Consider the following 20,330-nt stretch of genomic DNA (forward strand, 5'->3'; position numbering starts at 1 on the left):
GGGAGCGATAAGAAATGGCTCGTTATATCGGTCCTACCTGTAAGCTCGCCCGCCGCGAAGGCGCCGACCTGTCCCTGAAGAGCCCGGCGCGTGCGCTGGACTCCAAGTGCAAGCTGGAGCAGAAGCCCGGCCAGCACGGCGCCACTGCCCGCAAGGGCAAGCTGTCCGACTACGCCACCCAGCTGCGTGAAAAGCAGAAGGTCAAGCGTATCTACGGCCTGCTGGAGCGTCAGTTCCGCAACTACTACAAGAAGGCCTCGACCAAGAAGGGCAACACCGGCGAGAACCTGCTGCAGCTGCTGGAAACCCGCCTGGACAACGTCGTCTACCGCATGGGCTTCGCCGTGACCCGTCCGGCTGCCCGCCAGCTGGTGTCGCACCGCGGCGTCACCGTGAATGGCAAGTCGGTCAACCTGGCCTCGTACCAGGTCAAGGCTGGCGACGCCATCGCTCTGTCCGAAAAGGCTGCCAAGCAGCTGCGCGTCCAGGAAGCCCTGACCGTCGCCGCCCAGCATGACCTGAGCCCGTCGTGGGTTGAAGTGGATTCCGGCAAGTTCACCGGCATCTTCAAGGCTGTTCCGGATCGTTCGGATCTGCCTGCGGACATCAACGAAGCGCTGATCGTCGAGCTGTATTCGAAGTAATTCACATTGGAGAGCCCCCGGCGACGGCCGGGGGTTCACTAGGAGAACCCGCAACATGACGGTTACCGCCAACCAGGTTCTGCGTCCTCGCGGTCCGCAGATCGAACGCCTTACCGACACCCGCGCAAAGGTCGTTATCGAACCTTTGGAGCGGGGTTACGGGCATACGCTGGGCAATGCCCTGCGTCGCGTGCTGCTGTCGTCCATCCCGGGCTTCGCCATCACGGAAGTCGAAATCGACGGCGTGTTGCATGAGTACACCACGGTCGAAGGTCTGCAGGAGGACGTGCTCGAAGTCCTGCTGAACCTGAAGGACGTGGCCATCCGTATGCACTCCGGCGACAGCGCCACCCTGTCCCTGTCCAAGCAGGGCCCGGGCGTTGTCACCGCTGCCGACATCAAGGTCGACCACAATGTGGAGATCCTGAACGGCGACCATGTGATCTGCCACCTGACCAAGGATACGGCGATCAACATGCGTCTGAAGATCGAACGTGGTTTCGGCTACCAGCCGGCGGCCGCGCGTCGTCGTCCGGACGAAGAAACCCGTGCCATCGGCCGCCTGGTCCTGGATGCCTCGTTCTCGCCGGTCCGCCGTGTCGCCTACGCCGTGGAAGCGGCGCGTGTCGAACAGCGCACCGACCTGGACAAGCTGGTCATCGATATCGAGACCAACGGCACCATCGATGCCGAGGAAGCCGTGCGCACCGCCGCCGACATCCTCAGCGACCAGCTGTCGGTGTTCGGTGACTTCACCCACCGCGACCGCGGTGCGGCCAAGCCGGCCAACAACGGCGTGGATCCGGTGCTGCTGCGCCCGATCGACGATCTGGAGCTGACCGTGCGTTCGGCCAACTGCCTGAAGGCTGAAAGCATCTACTACATCGGCGATCTGATCCAGAAGACCGAAGTGGAGCTGCTGAAGACCCCGAACCTGGGCAAGAAGTCGCTCACCGAGATCAAGGAAGTGCTGGCTCAGCGCGGCCTTTCGCTCGGCATGAAGCTGGAGAACTGGCCGCCGGCCGGCGTCGCCAGCCACGGCATGCTGGGCTGATATCGGTAATGCCTGGAGGCTCCACCGTTCGCGGTGGAGCCTTCAACGCAACACACCACGCCACGACGAACCGCAGGTTCGCGGGCAGGTCGTCCAGGACGGGTGACCAGGACCAACCGCAGTCCGCGCAGTAACGCCAGGATGGCGACAACGATCCACACAGCCGCATCATTAACCAAGGAATATCACCATGCGTCACCAGAAGTCTGGCCGTAAGTTCAGCCGCACCAGCGCCCACCGCGAAGCGATGTTCAAGAACATGGCCGCCTCGCTGTTCAAGCACGAGCTGATCAAGACCACCCTGCCGAAGGCCAAGGAACTGCGCCGCGTTGCCGAACCGCTGATCACCCTGGCCAAGGTCGACTCCGTCGCCAACCGCCGTCTGGCCTTCGCCCGCCTGCGCGACAACGAAGCCGTGGGCAACCTGTTCACCATCCTGGGCCCGCGCTACGCGAACCGTCCGGGCGGCTACCTGCGCCTGCTGAAGTGCGGTTTCCGCGCCGGCGACAACGCACCGATGGCCTACGTCGAGCTGGTTGACCGTCCGGTCGTGGCCGAGGAAGTGGCCGAGTAATCGGACTGCTCCAATGCGACACAGCGAAAGCCCGGCCTCTGCCGGGCTTTTGCATTTCCGGAGCGGAGGTCCGGGGTCGGATCCCGTGCCACGGGCGCGGGATCTGACCCGCACCGTTCCGACAGGCGTCACCTGTGGCGGTTCGAATGGCGCGCGCTCTCGGTTACGCTTGGCGCCTTGATCCATTCGAGCGTTGACGATGAATCCACTGCGCTGGCCCTTCCGCGCCCAGTTCTTCCTGGGCTTCCTGATCTGCGCGGGCCTGCTCGGCTACGCGATCTTCCTGCAGCTCAAGATGGGCCTGGAGCCGTGCCCGCTGTGCATCTTCCAGCGCCTGGCTTTTGCCGCGCTGGGCCTGCTGTTCCTGATCGGTGCGCTGCACGGGCCGTCCAACCGTCCCGGCCGAGCCACCTACGGCGTGCTGGCCTTCATCGCGGCGGCCGTCGGCGTGGGCATCGCTGCTCGCCACGTCTACGTGCAGATGCTGCCGCCGGAGATGGGCGCGACCTGTGGCCCGCCGCTGAGCTTCCTGCGCGAGACCATGGGGCCGCTGGAAGTGTTCCGCACGGTACTGACCGGTACCGGCAACTGCGGCAACATCGACTGGACGTTCCTGGGCCTGACCATGCCGATGTGGTCGGGCGTGTGGTTCGTGCTGCTGGCGCTGTGGGCGCTGGTGGCGTCGCTGCGCAAGGTCAAGCGCTGAAGCAAGGCGGGGTCGGAGCCCTTTCCTGCGGAAAGGGATCCGACTCCAGGCACCCTGGCGTCCTCAGAAGTCCTGCTGCAGGCTCAGGTAGGCGCCCCGGCGCGGACCCCACTGCGGGGCGAACACGCCGACGCCACCGCCATCACGCAGCTGGTAGCTGCGGTCCAGTGCGTTGATCAGGGCGAGTTGCACGTGCAGGGGATGGCCACTGTCGGCGTTGAAGTCATGCCCGGCGCTGAGGTTCACCTGCAGGTAGGACGGCAGTTCGCCGCCGTTGGGCACGCCGTCGGCGTCCGAGCGCAGGCCGCTGCCGAACAGGTAGTTGGCACCGATCCGGTTGTGCCCGGCAAAGGCGTAGCTGAAGCCGCCCGAAGACGTCAGCTTCTGGTCGTGGTCGAGGTGGATCCAGTGGTTGGCCACATAGGCCAGTGCGTCCGGGTCGAGGTTGTACTGGCTGGTGATGACCTGGGTGCCGATCGCCTTGTTGTAGGCCGCGTTGAAGTAGGCGCTGAACGGGCCGTTGCTGTAGTCGGCGCTGAACTCCAGCCCACGGATGTGGCCACGGCGATAGTTGAACGTCGAGTAGATGTAGGCGGCGCCGAACTGGCCTTCGTCCTGCAGGCGCGCAACGCGGCGGTCGTAGGCGTCCAGGTCCAGGGTCAGGTGGTCGCCCAGCTGCTGCGAGATGCCGATGTCGTAGTAGTCGCTGCGTTCGGCCAGGGGCGTGTTGTTGCCGCCGCTGGGCTGCTGGTTGGTGGTGCCGTCGTACAGCGCGATGTCGCTGCTGGCAATCAGCTCACTGGCCGGCGGCGTGAAGTAGCGCGCGTAGCCCGCATGCACGGTGGTGCGGTCGCTGGCATTCCAGACCACGCCTGCGCGCGGGCTGAGCTGGCCCTCGGTGCGTCCAAACGCCTTGTAGCGATCGCCGCGCAGCCCGTAGTTGACGGTCCAGTCGTCGCCGATCTTCCACTCGTCCTGTACGTACATCGCCAGCGTGCTGGCGTGGAAGGCGCTGCGGTCTGGAATCAGCAGTGGCGTGGTGCTGGATTGCTGGCCGGCGCCATCGACCGGGAACACCCAGCTGTTGTTGCTGGCGCGCGCATTCTCGTAGTTGCCGTACAGGCCGTAGCGCAGCGTGTGGTCATTGCCCAGCGGGGTGGAGAAGTCGGCCTGCAGCGTGTTGGCGCGGTTGCTGCGCTGCACCTGTGAGGCGACGCCACTGAACACCAGGTCGCCGATGACATCCGGATGGAATGCCACATCGCTGTAGCGCTGGCCGGCCGAGAGCTGATAGGCGGTGCTGCCCAACGTGCCCTGCAGCACCAGCATGCCGAAGCGGGTGGCCTCGCGCTGGGTTTCATCCAGCTGGCTGGAGTCGAAGGCGGTGGTATCGAGGTAACCGAACTGCGGCGTCTGCCCGGGGTTGACCGGGATCTGGAAGCGATTGTTGGCAAAGCCGGCGAACACGCTCAGGCGCGTGTTCTCGTTGACCAGGTAGGTGAGGTCGGCGAAGGCCTTGCCCTGGTGGGTGTCGTCGTGCTGCGGCTTGCGCGTGCTGGTCGGGTTCTCCAGGCCCACCTCGTTCTGGTCGTAGTTGCCGGTCAGGAACCAGCTCCAGCGCCCCTGGTTGCCCCACCAGGAGGCATTGGGATTGATCTTGCCGAACGCGCCTGCGGTCAGCCCGGCGCTGCCGCCATTGCCAAGCTCGGCGCCGCTGCGGGTGGTGATGTCGACCACAGCTGCCGTGCGTTCGCCGAACTGTGCCGGCAGCGCGCCATCCATCAGGCGGAGGCTCTTGATCGTGCGGGCATCCAGGGTCTGGCCAAAGCCAGAGATCGACTCGGGCAGCAGGACGCCGTTGATGCGGTACTGCAGATTGGCGTGGTCGCCGCGCACGTGCACGCCGCCGTAGGAATCCTGGACCACGCCCGGGGCCTGCAGCAGCACCTGGCTCAGCGGCGCAGAGGCGCCCAGCGGCTGCTTCTGGATGTCCTCGGCGGTGATCTGGTACTGGCTGCTGCCGATGTCCGGCGACAGCGCATTGCGGGCCTGGTCGAGCTGGGCACTGACGGTGACCGTATCCAGGTCCTTGACCGACGGTTTGCCGTCGTCGGGCGCGGCCGCGAACGCGGGCAGGCTGGCCAGGGCCAGGGCGAAGGTGATGCCGGTAGCGAGCAGGGAGGGCTTCATGGCAGGCGGGCTGTGGAAGGGAGCAGTGGAAGGGAGGGTAGGGCGATTGTTACTTCGTAACAGTGCGTGGCGAATCATGCGCCTGTCCGGGAGCCCCCGGCCATGCGGTTTCTGGCCGATCGCGAGAGCCTTTGCCCGGCGTTCAGTCATGTGCAGGCGGCGGCCGGGCCTTTGCGGCAGCGGTCGGCTCTGCGACCATGAACGCCTTCTCCCCCGCCGGAAACCTGCAATGAGCCTGTCCGCCGTTTCGCCTGTTCCCGATCCTGCCGCGACCGCCGTCGGCGCTGCCTGGTCGCCGGAGAGCTGGCGTGGCAAGACCGCGCTGCAGATGCCGACCTACCCCGACCCGGTGGCCTTGGACGCTGCCCTGCACGAGCTGAAGCGGCTGCCACCGCTGGTCACGTCGTGGGAAATCCTGGCACTGAAGCAGCAGCTGGCCGAGGCCCAGGAAGGCAAGCGGTTCCTGCTGCAGGGTGGCGATTGCGCCGAGAACTTCAGCGACTGCGAATCCGGCACGATTTCCAACCGGCTGAAGGTGCTGCTGCAGATGAGCCTGGTCCTGGTGCATGGGCTGCGCCAGCCGGTGATCCGCGTCGGCCGCTTCGCTGGCCAGTACGCCAAGCCGCGTTCGGCCGATACCGAAACCCGCGACGGCGTGACCCTGCCCAGCTACCGCGGCGACGTGATCAATGCGCCGGCGTTCACCGAGGCGGCGCGCCTGCCCGATCCGAAGCGCATGCTGCAGGCGCACGCGCATTCGGCGATGACGATGAACTTCGTGCGCGCGCTGATCGATGGGGGTTTCGCCGATCTGCACCACCCCGAGTACTGGAACCTGGAATGGGTGAGCCATTCGCCGCTGGCTGCCGAATACCAGAAGATGGTGGCGTCCATCGGTGATGCGGTGCACTTCATGGAAACCCTGGCCGGGGCCCGCGTGCACAACCTCAACCGCATCGACTTCTACACCTCGCATGAAGCATTGCTGCTGCCCTACGAGCAGGCGCTGACCCGGCAGGTGCCGCGCCAGCAGGGCTGGTTGAACCTGAGCACGCATTACCCGTGGATCGGCATGCGTACCGCCGCGCTGGAGGGCGCCCACGTGGAGTACCTGCGTGGCGTGCGCAATCCGATTGCAATCAAGGTGGGCCCTTCGGTGTCGCCGGACCAGCTGCTGCGCCTGATCGATGTGCTCAACCCGCATGACGAGCCTGGCCGCCTGAGCTTCATCCATCGCATGGGGGCGGCGCAGATTGCCGAGAAGCTGCCGCCGCTGCTGGACGCGGTCAAGCGCGACGGTCGCCGCGTGCTGTGGGTGTGCGATGCGATGCATGGCAATACCGAGAGCACCGCCAATGGCTTCAAGACGCGCCGCTTCGACAACGTGCGCGGCGAAGTGGAGATGTCGTTCGATCTGCATGCGGCGGCAGGCACGCGCCTGGGCGGTGTGCACCTGGAGCTGACCGGCGAGGACGTGACCGAGTGCACCGGCGGCGCGCGCGAGCTGACCGAGCGTGACCTGGAGCGCGCGTATCGTTCGACGGTGGATCCGCGGTTGAACTACGAGCAGTCGCTGGAGATCGCGATGGCGATCGTGCGCAAGCAGGAGCAGGTGCGGTAAGGGTGTTGCGGCAGGGCTTGCAGCCCTGCACCTGCGGACGCAACGGCAACGGCCGAAGCAACGGCAACAGCACTCATTCCGTGGGATGGCGGGGCGGTGTCGGAGTGCGGGGACGCTGCAAGTACGTCCCTGTAAGCTTGGCAGCCGCATCCATGCGGCTGACACCCCGCACTCCGACACCGCCCCACCTTTGACAGATTCCCGCGGCTGTTGGTAGGTGTCGACCTTGGTCGACACGGTAGATCCACGCCATGCGTGGATGCTTTGGGATTCCAATTCGAAATATTCGATTCCGATGGAGATTCATCCACGCACGGCGTGGATCTACTGCAGATCGCGGGAATCTGTCGAAGGCGGGGTGGGTCCGGTTGCGGGAGTGTCCGCGGCATGGATGCCGCGGCCAAGCCCCCATGGATGGGTTTACGGCGTCTCCCGCAACCGGACCCACCCCGCCATCCCTCGGAATGCACGCTGTTGCTGTTGCTGTTGCTGTTGCTGCTGCCGGCCAGCGGCCGGCACTACCGCAGGTGCAGGGCTGCACGCCCTGCCGATCAACACCCTGCTTACGAACGACTGACACGGCGCTCATGCGCCATGCGCGACGCTGTCCGTTGGTGTGTTCACGCAGAGGTGGCAAGGGTGCATTGGGAGCGCATGCAGGCCTATGCATGGCCGTTGGGTCTGGCGGTGCTGGTGGGTGGCATCGGCGCCTGGCTGATCCTGTGGATCTATCATCGGCTGAAAGGGCGTGATCGGCGGCGCGCACGCATCGGTCGCGTGCTTGGATTACCGATGGCCACCGCATGGCCGCTGCTGCTGTTGATCCCTGCATTGCAGGCCACCCCGCTGCAGGATCCCGTTCTGGGCAACCTGCAACGGGTGCTGCATATCGCGCTGACCGCGTGCTTCATCTGGCTGCTGGTGCGGGCGGTGGCGGCGGGCGAACGGGCCATCCTGCGCAGCCATCCCATCGATGTCTCCGACAACCTGGAAGCGCGCCGCATCCAGACCCAGACCCGGGTGCTCAGCCGCGTGCTGATGGGCGGCATCATCGTGCTGGGCGCATCGCTGGTGCTGCTGACGTTCCCGATGGTGCAGAAGATCGGCACCGCATTGCTGGCCTCGGCGGGGCTGATCGGGCTGGTTGCGGGCATCGCCGCCAAGCCGGTGTTCGGCAACCTGATCGCCGGCCTGCAGATCGCAGTGACGCAGCCGATCCGGCTGGATGACGTGGTGATCGTCGAGGGCGAGTGGGGCCGCATCGAGGAGATCGGCAGCAGCTATGTCGTGGTGCGCATCTGGGATGAGCGGCGGATGGTGGTGCCGCTGACCTGGTTCATCGAGAACCCGTTCCAGAACTGGACGCGGCGCAGCGCCGACCTGCTCGGCACCGCGTTCCTGTGGCTGGACTATCGTGCCCCGGTGGCAGCGATCCGTGCCGAGCTGGAACGCATCTGCCGCGGTGAAGCGCTGTGGGACGGCCGGGTCTGCGTGACCCAGGTGACCGAGACCAGCGAGCGTGCGATCCAGGTCCGCCTGCTGGTCAGCGCGCGCAGCTCCGGCGATGCCTTCGACCTGCGCTGCCTGGTCCGCGAACGCATGCTCGATTTCCTTGCGCGCGAGCATCCGCAGTCGCTGCCGCAGGTGCGTGCGCGGCTGCAGCACGAGGACGAGCAGGACATGCCGCGGGCGCCTCGCGCGCGTACCGCCGATGTGCGTTCGCCGGGTGCTGAAGATGGTGAGGCGGCGATCGTGCCGGTGGAGCTGGAGCCCGATCGGTAGCGCGGGCCGCTGGCCGGCGAGCGTGGTTCTGCCGGCCAGCGGCCGGCACTACCGGAAGCAGGATGTCGCGGCGTTACCGGAGCTCACGGCTCGCCGGCGTCGATCAGCGCATCGGTATCGAAGTGCGGAGGACGCCGCGCGCGGGTGCGCTGTTCGTAGGCGTAGGCCATTTCGATCAGCTTCGGCTCGCTCCAGGCGGTGCCCATGAACAGCAGGCCCACCGGCAGGCCGTTGATCTGGCCCATCGGCACGCTGAGGCTGGGATAGCCGGCCACGGCGGCGGCGCTGTAGCTTTCGCCGGGAAAGTCGTCGCCTTCGCTGCGGATCGGCCACGCCACGCCGGTGGTGGGTGCCACCAGCGCGTCCAGCCGGTGGGCGGCAAGGGCCGCATCGATGCCTTCGGGGCCGGCCAGCCGGCGGGCATCGCTGCGTGCGCGGATATAGGCGGGGTCAGCCAGGCCAGCGGTAGCCTCGGCTTCCACCAGCAGTTCCTGACCGAACAGGCCCAGTTCCTGCTTGCTGTGTGCCTGGTTGAAGGCGATCAGGTCGGCCACGCTGCGCACGGGGGCATGGTGGGCGCTGAAGTAGCGCTCCAGCCCGGCCTTGAACTCGTACAGCAGCAGCGTGCGCTCGGCCTCGGCCCAGGCGCCCTGGTTGGGCAGCGTCACCGGCACCACGACCGCACCCGCGCGGCGCAGCTCGGTGGTGGCCTGTTCGATCAGCGGTGGCATGCCGCGGTACGTCAGCAGCGGTGTCTGCAGCAGGCCGATGCGCTTGCCGCGCAGGCCCTGTGGATCCAGCCGCGCGGTGTAGTCGTAGACCGCGCGGCCGGGCATGGTCGCCGTGGCCGGGTCGGCATCATCGCGGCCGGCGATCGCGGTCAGCACAGCGGCGGCGTCGGCGACGCTGCGTGTCATCGGCCCGGCGGTGTCCTGGCTGAACGAAATCGGGATGATGCCGTCACGACTGACCAGGCCGACGGTCGGCTTGAGCCCGACGATGCCGTTGATCGCTGCCGGGCAGACGATACTGCCGTCGGTTTCGGTGCCGATCGCCACGCTGGCCAGGTTGGCCGCGACTGCCACCGCGCTGCCGCTGCTGGAGCCACAGGGCGAGTGGCTCAGGCGATAGGGGTTGCGGGTCTGGCCGCCGCGCGCGCTCCAGCCGGAAATCGAATCATTGCCGCGGAAATTGGCCCATTCGCTGAGATTGGTCTTGCCCAGCACCACCGCACCGGCGTCGCGCAGCCGCCGTACCAGGTACGCGTCGTCCGGGCGGAAGCCCTGCAGGGCCAGCGAGCCGGCGCTGGTGGCCATGGGCGCGGCGTTGATGTTGTCCTTCAGCAGCACCGGGATCCCGTGCAGCGGGCCGCGCAGGCGTCCCGCACGGCGCTCGCGGTCGCGTTCGGCGGCGTCCTTCAGGGCATCGGGGTTGAGCTCGATCACCGCGCGCAGGCGGGGCCCGGCGCGATCCAGGGAGGCGATCCGCTGCAGGTAGGCCTGGACCAGGGTGGCGCTGTCCAGCTCGCCGGCGGTCATCTGCGCCTGCAGGTCGGCGACATCGGTTTCAGCGTAGGGGAACGGCACGTTGCGGCTCGCGGGTTCGGCCGCATGCGCGCTGGACGCGGCCGGGCTGCAGCCAGCCGAAAGCAGCGCAGGCAGCGCGGCAAGCAGGCAGGTCAGCAGAGGCGGCAAGGACGGGCGCATGGGGCGGCTTGGTCGGCTCCAATCCCCAGTGTAGCCGGTGCTCAGCGGTGGCGCTTGCGCAGGTCGCGGGCGAGGACGTAGACCACGATCAGGTTGATCGCCAGGATCGTCCACGATGGCCAGCCGGGATGGCGGATGATCGCGAAGATGTCGAAAGGCAGGTACAGGGAGGCGGTCAGGCAGCCCAGCCAGGAGGCCCAGGCCTTGGCCCGCCACAGGCCCCAGGCTTCGACCAGGTGCAGCAGGCCGTAGCCGATCATCCCCGCCGCGGCCAGATGGACCGCGTCGGGGCTGATCATGTGCAGCAGCGAGGGCAGGGTGCCATGGTCCGGATCCAGGCTGAAACGCCGGATCAGGACCATGATGCCGTGCCGCAGCGGTTGCGGTCCGAGCACTTCCAGCCCGGTCGCGGCCAACAGCGCCAGCATCGCCTTGCTCGCTTCGAGCAGGGCGATGACGTGCAGACCCGGATGCCGGTGCGGATCCGGGTTGTAGCCGCTCGGGTTCACGGGGTGCTGGCTCAGCCGCCGCGCGAAGCCTTCTTGCGGTCGCTTTCGGTCAGGAACTTCTTGCGCAGGCGGATTTCCTTCGGGGTGATCTCGACCAGCTCGTCGTCTTCGATGAAGTCCAGCGCCTGTTCCAGCGAGTACTTGATCGCCGGGGTCAGCTGGATCGCATCGTCCTTGCCCGAAGCGCGCATGTTGGTCAGCGGCTTGGTCTTGATCGCGTTGACGGTCAGGTCGTTGTCCTTGGAGTGGATGCCGACCAGCTGGCCTTCATACACGTTGTCGCCTTCGGCAGCGAAGAGCTTGCCGCGCTCCTGCAGCGGACCCAGCGAGTAGGCGGGGGTGACGCCCGGCGCATTGGCGATCATCACGCCGTTGATGCGCTTGGCGATCGCGCCCTGTTCCTTCGGACCGTAATGGTCGAACACGTGGAACAGCAGGCCCGAGCCCTGGGTCAGGGTCTTGAACTCGTTCTGGAAACCGATCAGGCCACGGGCCGGGATCTGGTACTCCAGGCGCACACGGCCCTTGCCGTCCGGCTCCATGTTCTTCAGCTGGCCCTTGCGGGTGCCGAGCTTTTCCATCACGCCGCCCTGGTGCACTTCCTCGATGTCGACCACCAGCTGCTCGATCGGCTCCATCATCTGGCCGTCGATTTCCTTGATGATCACTTCCGGGCGCGACACGGCCAGCTCATAACCTTCACGGCGCATGTTCTCGATCAGCACCGACAGGTGCAGTTCGCCGCGGCCGGAGACCAGGAACTTGTCGGCGTCTTCCAGCTGCTCCACCTTCAGGGCCACGTTGTGGACCTGTTCGCGGTCCAGGCGGTCCTTGATCTGGCGGCTGGTCAGGAACTTGCCACCGGACAGGTCCTTGTTGCCGGCGAACGGCGAGTTGTTGACCTGGAAGGTCATCGAGATGGTCGGCTCGTCGACGGTCAGCGCCGGCAGGGCTTCGGGGGTGTCCGGGTGGCACAGGGTGTCGGAGATGGTCAGCTCCGGAATGCCGGAGATGGCCACGATGTCACCGGCTTCGGCGGTGTCCTGCTCGATGCGCTCCAGGCCCAGGAAGCCCAGCACCTGGGCGACCTTGCCGTTGCGCTTCTTGCCTTCACGGTCGATGACGGCGACCTGCATGTTCTTCTTCAGGGTGCCGCGCTGGATGCGGCCGATGCCGATCACGCCCACGAAGTTGTTGTAGTCCAGCTGGCTGATGCGCATCTGGAACGGGCCTTCCGGGTCCACTTCCGGACGCGGGGCGTGCTGCATGATCGCTTCGTACAGCGGGGTCATGTCGCCGTCGCGCACGGTGTCTTCCAGGCCGGCGTAGCCGTTCAGGGCCGAGGCGTAGACGATCGGGAAGTCCAGCTGCTCATTGGTGGCGCCGAGCTTGTCGAACAGGTCGAAGACCTGGTCGATCACCCATTCCGGACGGGCGCCCGGACGGTCGATCTTGTTGACCACGACGATCGGCTTGAAGCCCATCGCGAAGGCCTTCTGGGTCACGAAGCGGGTCTGCGGCATCGGGCCGTCCATCGCATCGACCAGGATCAGCACGGTGTCGACCATCGACAGCACGCGCTCGACCTCACCGCCGAAGTCGGCGTGGCCGGGGGTATCGACGATGTTGATCCGGTTCTTGATGCCGGTCTTCTTGTCTTCCCAGGTGATGGCCGTGTTCTTGGCCAGGATGGTGATGCCGCGTTCCTTTTCCTGGTCGTTGCTGTCCATCACGCGCTCGGCGAGGACGGTGCGCTCGGACAGGGTGCCGGACTGCTTCAGCAGCTGGTCGACCAGGGTGGTCTTGCCATGGTCGACGTGGGCGACGATGGCGATGTTGCGAAGATTTTCGATGGACATACGAAAGGGGGCCAGTCGGCGCCGGATTTGGAAAAAGAAGTCCAACATTATACGTCGAACTTGACGATTCGCGAAAAGGTGGATTTCACGCCGGTCCCGGGCGCCATTCAGGTGGCTGTCCAGCGCCCCGGCCGAGGCTGCCAGGAAGGCGGGCGGCGCTGCCCGTCCGGTGGCTGAAGCCGGCGTCTCCACCGATGGTCGAAGCCGCCGCCGCCACGAGGCAGGTGTAAACTAGGGGGCTAGACGCATTCCCCTTTGCATCAAGGATCTTCATGTCCCTCATCGCCACTTTCGACACCACCCAGGGCCCGATCAAGGTCGAGCTGTTCGCCGACAAGGCGCCGCTGACCGTGGCCAACTTCGTGAACCTGGTCAAGCACGGCTTCTATGACGGCCTGATCTTCCACCGCGTGATCGCCGACTTCATGATCCAGGGCGGCTGCCCGCAGGGCCGTGGCACCGGCGGCCCGGGCTACAAGTTCGAAGACGAGAAGAATGGCGTGAAGCACGAGGTCGGCTCGCTGTCGATGGCCAACGCCGGCCCGAACACCAACGGCAGTCAGTTCTTCATCACCCACATCAAGACCGATTGGCTGGACGGCCGCCACACCGTCTTCGGCAAGGTCCTGGAAGGCCAGGCCATCGTCGATTCGGTCAAGCAGGGCGACGTGATCCATTCGATCACCCTGGAAGGCGACGTCGACGCCGTGCTGGCCGCCCAGGCCGAGCGCGTGGCGGAGTGGAACAAGCACCTCGCCGCCTGATCCCCCTTCGAAACGGCCACCCACGGGTGGCCGTTTCCCTGTTCCCCGCCGCCCGCCCGGCCTGCATGGCCACGCCCGCGGCGTCCCATCAAACGCTTGCAAGCAAGAGGAAACCCCCATGAAAGCACCCGTTCGTGTTGCCGTGACCGGCGCCGCCGGCCAGATCGGTTATGCCCTGCTGTTCCGCATCGCCTCCGGCGAAATGCTGGGCAAGGACCAGCCGGTCATCCTGCAGCTGCTGGAACTGCCGGTCGACAAGGCCCAGGCCGCCCTGAAGGGCGTGATGATGGAGCTGGAAGACTGCGCCTTCCCGCTGCTGGCCGGCATGATCGGCACCGACGACGCTGAAGTCGCGTTCAAGGACGCCGATATCGCCCTGCTGGTGGGTGCACGTCCGCGCGGCCCGGGCATGGAGCGCAAGGACCTGCTGCTGGAAAACGCCAAGATCTTCACCGCCCAGGGCGCGGCGCTGAACAAGGTCGCCAGCCGTGACGTGAAGGTGCTGGTGGTCGGCAACCCGGCCAACACCAACGCCTACATCGCGATGAAGTCGGCCCCGGACCTGAAGCCGGAAAACTTCACCGCCATGCTGCGCCTGGACCACAACCGCGCGCTGAGCCAGCTGTCGGCCAAGCTCGGCAAGCCGGTCGGTGGCATGGAGAAGCTGGTCGTGTGGGGCAACCACAGCCCGACCATGTACCCGGACTACCGTTTCGCCACCGCCGATGGTGCGTCGATCGCCGATGCGATCAACGACCAGGAGTGGAACGCCAACACCTTCATCCCGACCGTGGGCAAGCGCGGCGCGGCGATCATCGAAGCCCGCGGCTCGTCCTCGGCCGCTTCGGCCGCCAACGCTGCCATCGACCACGTGCGTGACTGGGTGCTGGGCAGCAACGGCAAGTGGGTCACCATGGGCGTGCCGTCCGACGGTTCCTACGGCATTCCGGAAGGCGTGATCTTCGGCTTCGCGGTCACCACCGAGAACGGCAAGTACACCCTGGTCAAGGATCTGCCGATCGACGACTTCAGCCAGAAGTACATCGACAAGACCCTGGCCGAGCTGGAAGAAGAGCGCGCCGGCGTCGCCCACCTGCTGGGCTGATGCAGGCGGTACCGGCTCCGGCCGGTACGTCTTCCATCGAGGTCGGTACCGACCGCTGGTCGGTACGCAGAGAACGGGGAAGCTTCGGCTTCCCCGTTTGCGTCTGGACGGATACGGAACGGCATGATCCACCTGCACTACATCGACGACGCGCTGCTGGTGGCCGAGAAGCCGGCCGGCCTGTTGTCCGTGCCCGGCCGCAGTGCCGAGAACCAGGACTGCGTGGTTGCGCGCCTGCAGGCGCTGTACCCGGATGCACTGACCGTGCATCGCTTGGATCAGGTGACGTCCGGCCTGCTGCTGCATGCGCGCGGCAAGGCGATGCAGGCAGCGCTGTCGATGCAGTTCGAGCAGCGCCAGGTCGGCAAGCGGTATGAAGCGGTGGTGCAGGGGCTGCTCGAGGGTGATGCCGGCGCAGTGGACCTGCCGTTGATCGTGGACTGGCCGAACCGGCCGAAGCAGAGGGTCGATCACGAATGCGGCAAGCCGGCGCTGACACGCTGGCGCGTACTGGATCGCGATGCTGAGGCGCAGCGCACCCGCGTGGCGCTGGAGCCGGTCACCGGCCGCAGCCATCAGCTGCGCCTGCACATGGCCAGCCTCGGCCATCCCATTGTCGGTGACGTGCTTTACGGCGCCGCCCCGGCGCAACGCGTGCACCTGCATGCGCGCAGCCTGCGGTTCATTCATCCGGTGACGGGCGAGGCGCTCGCGTTCGAGTCCGCGGCTCCGTTCTAGGGGTTCGGCAGGGCTACGCCCTGCACCCGCGGTAGCGCCGGCCGCTGGCCGGCAACCTCAGAAGCAACAGCCGAAGCAACAGCGGGCCATCCGTGGGATGGCGGGGCAGTGTGGGTCTGCGGGGACGCCGTAAACCCATCCATGGGGGCTTGGTCGCGGCATCCATGCCGCTCACACCCCGCAAACCCACAGTGCCCTGCCTTCGACAGTTGGCCGGCGGCCAGTAGATCCACGCCATGCGTGGATGCATCTCAATCGGAATCGAATATTCCGAATTGAAATCGAAATGCATCCACGCATGGCGTGGATGTCGACCAAGGTCGACACCCACCAAGGCAGAACGCAGTTCCGACAGATCGCGGCAGTCTGTCGAAGGCGGGGTGGGTCCGGTTGCGGGGGCGTGAGCCGCATGGATGCGGCGACCGAGCCTCCATGGACGGATTCACGGCGTCCCCCGCAACCGGACCCACCCCGCCATCCCACGGGAAACCCGCTGTTGCTTCGGCTGTTGCTTCTGAGGTTGCCGGCCAGCGGCCGGCACTACCGCGGGTGCAGGGCGCAGCCCTGCAGAACAAACCCCACCCCCTACCAAGGTAGGGCGGCCCGCGCGGCAGCGCCGGACTATCCTCGAACCCATGACTTTGTCTGGGAGGGCTGCGTCATGAACTACGAGGAAACCTACCGTCGCTCGATCGACGAGCCGGAGGCCTTCTGGGGCGAGGAAGCCAAGCGCATCCACTGGCACAAACCGCCGCAGCAGGTGCTCGACTACAGCAATCCGCCGTTCCGGCGCTGGTTCGTCGGCGGTGAAACCAATCTCTGCTACAACGCCGTCGACCGCCACCTGGCCGAGCGCGCCGACCAGCTCGCGCTGGTCGCCATTTCCACCGAAACCAACAGCACCCGCGAGATCACCTATCGCCAGCTGTATCGCGAAGTGAACGACTTCGCCGCGGTGCTCAAGCACCTCGGCGTCGGCCACGGCGACCGCGTGGTGATCTACATGCCGAACATGGCGGAAGCCGTGTTCGCAATGCTGGCCTGCGCGCGCATCGGCGCGGTGCATTCGGTGGTGTTCGGTGGCTTTGCCGCGCACAACCTGGCACTGCGCATCGACGACGCCAAGCCCAGGCTGCTGATCGCCGCCGACGCGGGCATGCGCGGTGGCAAGCTGATTCCGTACAAGCCGATGGTCGACGCCGCCTGCGCCGAAGCGGCGTCGCCTCCGCCACACGTGCTGATCGTCTCGCGTGGGCTGGATGCCGCCGAACCGCGCGTGCCGGGTCGCGACGTGGAGTACGCCGCGCTGCGCGCACAGGTGGGTGAAGTCGACGTGCCGGTGCAGTGGCTGGAAGCGAGCGAGCCGAGCTACCTGCTGTACACCTCCGGCACCACTGGCAAGCCGAAGGGCGTGCAGCGCGATGTCGGCGGCTACGCGGTGGCGATGGCGCAGTCGATGGAAACCGTATTCGACTGCAAGCCGGGGCAGGTGATGTTCTCCACCTCCGATGTCGGCTGGGCGGTGGGTCATTCCTACAACGTGTACGGCCCGCTGATCGGCGGCTGCACGTCGCTGCTGTACGAAGGGTTGCCGACGAATCCGGACCCGGGCATCTGGTGGGCGCTGTGCGAGCAGTACAACGTGCGCACCATGTTCTCCTCGCCCACTGCCATCCGCGTGCTGAAGAAGCACGATGCGGACTTCATCCATCGCCACGACCTGCGCGCGCTGAAGTACCTGTTCCTGGCCGGCGAGCCGCTGGACGAACCGACCGCGCACTGGATCAGCGAAGCGCTCGGCAAGCCGATCATCGACAACTACTGGCAGACCGAGACCGGCTGGCCGGCGCTGACCCTGCTGCCGGGCCTGGAGATGAAGCCGGTGCGCTTCGGTTCGCCGGGCTTCCCCAACCTCGGCTACCGGATGAAGGTGATCGACGAGAACACCGGCGAGGAAGTCGCAGCGGGGCAGAAGGGGGTGCTGGTGGTGTCGCCGCCGTTGCCGCCGGGCTGCATGAGCACGGTGTGGAACGACGACAACCGTTTCCTGCAGAGCTACTTCAGCCACTTCAAGGAACTGTTGTACAGCTCGCTGGACTGGGCGATCCGCGACGACGATGGCTACACCTTCATCCTCGGCCGTACCGACGATGTGATCAATGTGGCCGGGCACCGGCTGGGCACGCGCGAGATCGAGGAGGCCATTTCGAGCCACCCGCGCGTGGCCGAGGCGGCAGTGATCGGGGTCAAGGACGAACTGAAGGGGCAGGTGCCGCTGGTGTTCGTCACCCTCAAGCAGGGCCTGGATGGCGAGGATCCGGCGCCGGTGGTGGCCGAGATGATGGCCACGGTGACCACCTCGCTCGGCGCAGTGGCGCGCCCGGCGCACGTGCACGTGGTCAACGCGCTGCCCAAGACTCGTTCGGGCAAGCTGCTGCGGCGCTCGTTGCAGGCGCTGGCCGAGCAGCGCGACCCGGGCGACCTGTCGACGCTGGACGACCCCGGCGCGCTGGAAGAGATCCGGCGGGCGCTGGGGCGTTGACCGGGTAGTGCCGGCCACTGGCCGGCACCCCCATCAATCCCGAGGTTGCCGGCCAGCGGCCGGCACTCCCCTCTGCACTTGCGCTAAGCTCGGCCTGTCATCGACCTGCAATACGCGGCGCGCGCCGGGGAAGGCGCGTGCCGTCGGGGGATGGCACACAGGGGGCGTGCCCGCGAGGGCCCGCCGGCATGCGCACCGAGGGAGGGGGAGGCAATGGCATTGCTGCACGCCAAGACGGCTGCTGGCCGTCAGGAAATCGAAGACCGTGGCCGGCGCCTGCCGGCGGGGCTGCGCTCGATCCTGCTGATGGTCGATGGCCGTCGCGACGACACTGAACTGCGCGGCCTGTTGGAAGGCCTGCGCGCGCCTGCCGATGCGCTGGAGCAGCTGGCCGCGCAGGGACTGATCGAAGTGATCGGTGGAAGCGCAGACGTGGCGCCCGCACGTGGCCTCAGCACCGGTCGCGAACACGACCCGGGGCTGTACCAGCAGCTGTACGACGCAATGAGCGAGGCGGTGCGGCGTCATCTGGGCCTCAAGGGGTATTTCATGCAGTTGAAGATCGAACGCTGCACCGATGCACTGGCACTGGAACGCCTGTGCCCGGAACTGCTGGCGGCGGTCGCCAAGGCGCGCAGCCCGGCGCTGGCCCAGCGCTGGTGGCAGGAAACCCGGCTGGCCCTGCTGGACACCGGCAGCGAGGTCGTGCAGGCCTGAGCCAACGCGTAAAGTGATCGGTTCACTTCCCCACAAGGAGTCCCGCGTGCAGGACGACCACGACGACACCGACACCCCTGGCTGGGACGCGATCAATGCGGCGCTGGCACCGCTGTACGCGGGCCAGGAACCCCGCCACTACGGCACGGCATTGCCGTACACGCTGGGGGGCCCGGATCCACTGGATGGCATCAGCGTGTACTGGGTGGACGCGCCGCTGCCGCATTGGCACTACATCACCTATGGCTTCTCCGAGCTGTATGCCAAGGAGAGCCGCGATGCCGCCGCCAGCGGCTATGGCTTCGAGCTGACCTTCCGCCTCGCGGCCGAAGCCGGCGAGGACGCCGGCAGCCCGCCACCGGTGTGGCCGATGAACCTGCTGCAGAACCTGGCGCGCTATGTGTTCGGCAGTGGCAACGTGTTCGAGGACGGTCACCACCTCAATGCCAACGGCCCGATCGCGCTGGAGACCAACACGCGGCTGTGCCATCTGGCGTTCATTGCCGACCCGCAGTTGCCGGCACGCGACACCGCCAATGGCCACCTGCAGTTCCTGCAGCTGGTCGGACTGACCGATGAGGAAATGGAGGCAGTCAAGCGCTGGTCCACGCGCGGCGTGCTGCAGGCGCTGCAGCCGGCAATGCCGCTGTGGGTCAGCGACCTGCACCGCGGCAACCTGCTGGAGGACCCGGTGCTGGCGGCAGAGGTGCGGGCCGGCAGCGAGCGCGAAGGCTCCAGCACCGGCATGTTGTTCATCGAGACACTGGACTGGCGCCAGGAGGCGGGCATGACCACGCTGGTGCTTGGCGCCGGCCAGGTGGCGAGCGTGTGCGAGCTGCTGCCGCTGCGCCTGCGCCATGGAAGATCGCTGGAACTGGTCAGCCGCGAGCGGCAGTGGGAGTTCATCGCGGACGGGGGCGGTGAAGTGGCGGACGTATCCGCCGACAGCGCGCGCTGGTCACTGGACGAGGCGGGCCTGCAGGCCCTGGCAGGAGTGCGCGCCGAGCGCGGGGTCTACCCGCTGGCAGGAAGGTTGCGTATCGAGGTGGTGCCGACCTACCTGCGCGATGCCAAGGGGGAAGTGATCCGCCAGATCGGCTGATCGCGCCAATGACATCGAGGGGGTCGGAGCCGCGTGGTAGCCGATGGGGTCAGATCCGTTCGCCACGCGAACGGCTCTGACCCCTGACCAAGGTCAGGCCAGGCCTTCGGCCCTCAGCGCGGCCTGCACGCCGGCGTCGGCGTCCATGCGTGCCTTGTAGGCGGCCAGGTTGTCCAGGCCCGACAGGTCGACCTTGGTGCCGGCGGCCCAGCGCAGGGTGATGTAGAAGTACGGGTCGGCGAAGCTGCGGAAGCCGGCCAGCCACGGCTTGTCGGCCAGCTGCCTGTCGGCGGTCTCGAACAGGCCACGCAGGCGCTTGTGCGCGGCGGCGCGGATCGCGTCGTACTGGCCTTCGTCGGCAATGAACTTGCCCGGCGCGAACAGCGGCGAGAAGGCCGGGTGCACGTCGGAATTGACGAACGCCAGCCAGCGGGTGGCTTCGGCGCGCTGGCGCGGGCTGCCATCACCGCCGAGGCCGGCCTGCGGGAAGCGATCGGCGATATAGCCCATGATCGCGGCGTTCTGCAGCAGCACGAAGTCGCCGTCGACCAGCGCGGGCACCGCACCGGCCGGATTGATCTTGAGGAATTCCGGACCCTTCAGGGTGTCCTTGTTCAGCAGTTCGACCTCGAACGGCTGGCCGGTCCACTGCAGGGCAATGTGGTCGGCGGTGGAACAGGCACCGGGCTTGCTGTACAGCTTCATGGGAACTCCAGG

General features: G+C 66.8%; 17 protein-coding genes. 12 read left to right on the forward strand and 5 right to left on the reverse strand.

Features of this window, described 5'->3' with window-relative positions; all coding sequences use genetic code 11:
* The first annotated feature begins 14 nt into the window (after positions 1-14).
* The 4 genes from rpsD to LRM18_RS09400 all read left to right on the forward strand — a co-directional run bounded on the left by rpsD (position 15) and on the right by LRM18_RS09400 (position 2,978).
* Positions 15-644 (forward strand): 30S ribosomal protein S4, encoded by a 630-nt coding sequence (gene rpsD / locus LRM18_RS09385; RefSeq protein WP_004145446.1) that lies wholly within the window; start codon positions 15-17, stop codon positions 642-644.
* Between the two features lie 55 nt (positions 645-699).
* On the forward strand, positions 700-1,698 hold the full coding sequence (rpoA, locus tag LRM18_RS09390) for a DNA-directed RNA polymerase subunit alpha (protein WP_005408216.1): 999 nt from the start codon (positions 700-702) through the stop codon (positions 1,696-1,698).
* A gap of 190 nt (positions 1,699-1,888) precedes the next feature.
* Entirely contained in the window at positions 1,889-2,272 is a 384-nt protein-coding gene (gene rplQ / locus LRM18_RS09395; protein ID WP_005408217.1) for a 50S ribosomal protein L17, read from the forward strand.
* 199 nt (positions 2,273-2,471) lie between these two features.
* A complete protein-coding gene (locus LRM18_RS09400; RefSeq protein ID WP_049470440.1) occupies positions 2,472-2,978 on the forward strand; it encodes a disulfide bond formation protein B in 507 nt (168 codons plus the stop codon).
* A 63-nt stretch (positions 2,979-3,041) separates the two neighbouring features.
* On the opposite strand, the gene LRM18_RS09405 is transcribed toward LRM18_RS09400, so the two are convergent.
* Positions 3,042-5,168, reverse strand: a complete 2,127-nt coding sequence (locus tag LRM18_RS09405; RefSeq protein ID WP_270953893.1) for a TonB-dependent receptor — start codon at positions 5,166-5,168, stop codon at positions 3,042-3,044.
* A gap of 229 nt (positions 5,169-5,397) precedes the next feature.
* On the opposite strand from LRM18_RS09405, the gene LRM18_RS09410 reads away from it, so the two are divergent.
* A complete protein-coding gene (locus LRM18_RS09410; RefSeq protein WP_057494608.1) occupies positions 5,398-6,789 on the forward strand; it encodes a 3-deoxy-7-phosphoheptulonate synthase class II in 1,392 nt (463 codons plus the stop codon).
* Positions 6,790-7,383: 594 nt separating this feature from the next.
* Positions 7,384-8,571: a mechanosensitive ion channel family protein gene (locus LRM18_RS09415; protein ID WP_182067255.1), complete on the forward strand. Its 1,188-nt coding sequence runs from the start codon at positions 7,384-7,386 to the stop codon at positions 8,569-8,571.
* Positions 8,572-8,654: 83 nt separating this feature from the next.
* On the opposite strand, the gene LRM18_RS09420 is transcribed toward LRM18_RS09415, so the two are convergent.
* The 3 genes from LRM18_RS09420 to typA are packed head-to-tail and all read right to left on the reverse strand — an operon-like array spanning position 8,655 to position 12,645.
* Positions 8,655-10,277, reverse strand: a complete 1,623-nt coding sequence (locus tag LRM18_RS09420; RefSeq protein ID WP_150827591.1) for an amidase — start codon at positions 10,275-10,277, stop codon at positions 8,655-8,657.
* 41 nt (positions 10,278-10,318) lie between these two features.
* Positions 10,319-10,786 (reverse strand): DUF2127 domain-containing protein, encoded by a 468-nt coding sequence (locus LRM18_RS09425; RefSeq protein WP_049467554.1) that lies wholly within the window; start codon positions 10,784-10,786, stop codon positions 10,319-10,321.
* An 11-nt stretch (positions 10,787-10,797) separates the two neighbouring features.
* Positions 10,798-12,645 carry a translational GTPase TypA gene (gene typA, locus LRM18_RS09430; protein WP_049467556.1) on the reverse strand — a complete coding sequence of 616 codons (1,848 nt, stop codon included), beginning with the start codon at positions 12,643-12,645 and terminating at the stop codon, positions 10,798-10,800.
* A gap of 272 nt (positions 12,646-12,917) precedes the next feature.
* Here typA and LRM18_RS09435 point away from each other — a divergent pair, with 272 nt between their 5' ends.
* The 6 genes from LRM18_RS09435 to LRM18_RS09460 all read left to right on the forward strand — a co-directional run bounded on the left by LRM18_RS09435 (position 12,918) and on the right by LRM18_RS09460 (position 19,613).
* Positions 12,918-13,409: a peptidylprolyl isomerase gene (locus LRM18_RS09435; RefSeq protein WP_004153629.1), complete on the forward strand. Its 492-nt coding sequence runs from the start codon at positions 12,918-12,920 to the stop codon at positions 13,407-13,409.
* A 118-nt stretch (positions 13,410-13,527) separates the two neighbouring features.
* On the forward strand, positions 13,528-14,514 hold the full coding sequence (locus tag LRM18_RS09440) for a malate dehydrogenase (protein ID WP_049467557.1): 987 nt from the start codon (positions 13,528-13,530) through the stop codon (positions 14,512-14,514).
* A gap of 123 nt (positions 14,515-14,637) precedes the next feature.
* Entirely contained in the window at positions 14,638-15,252 is a 615-nt protein-coding gene (locus LRM18_RS09445) for an RluA family pseudouridine synthase (RefSeq protein ID WP_053506879.1), read from the forward strand.
* A gap of 661 nt (positions 15,253-15,913) precedes the next feature.
* A complete protein-coding gene (gene prpE, locus LRM18_RS09450) occupies positions 15,914-17,794 on the forward strand; it encodes a propionate--CoA ligase (protein ID WP_053462258.1) in 1,881 nt (626 codons plus the stop codon).
* Positions 17,795-18,007: 213 nt separating this feature from the next.
* On the forward strand, positions 18,008-18,511 hold the full coding sequence (locus LRM18_RS09455) for a hypothetical protein (protein ID WP_270953907.1): 504 nt from the start codon (positions 18,008-18,010) through the stop codon (positions 18,509-18,511).
* Positions 18,512-18,557: 46 nt separating this feature from the next.
* The gene (locus tag LRM18_RS09460; RefSeq protein ID WP_270953909.1) at positions 18,558-19,613 is read left to right on the forward strand and encodes a suppressor of fused domain protein; all 1,056 of its coding nucleotides are present in this window, start codon (positions 18,558-18,560) and stop codon (positions 19,611-19,613) included.
* 93 nt (positions 19,614-19,706) lie between these two features.
* Here LRM18_RS09460 and LRM18_RS09465 read toward each other — a convergent pair whose 3' ends face one another.
* Complete coding sequence (locus LRM18_RS09465; RefSeq protein WP_270953911.1) at positions 19,707-20,318, reverse strand: glutathione S-transferase N-terminal domain-containing protein; 612 nt, start codon at positions 20,316-20,318, stop codon at positions 19,707-19,709.
* Positions 20,319-20,330: the final 12 nt, after the last annotated feature.

The sequence above is a fragment of the Stenotrophomonas sp. PI_27 genome (genome assembly GCF_027854495.1).
In the GTDB taxonomy this organism is placed as follows: Bacteria; Pseudomonadota; Gammaproteobacteria; order Xanthomonadales; family Xanthomonadaceae; genus Stenotrophomonas; species Stenotrophomonas pavanii.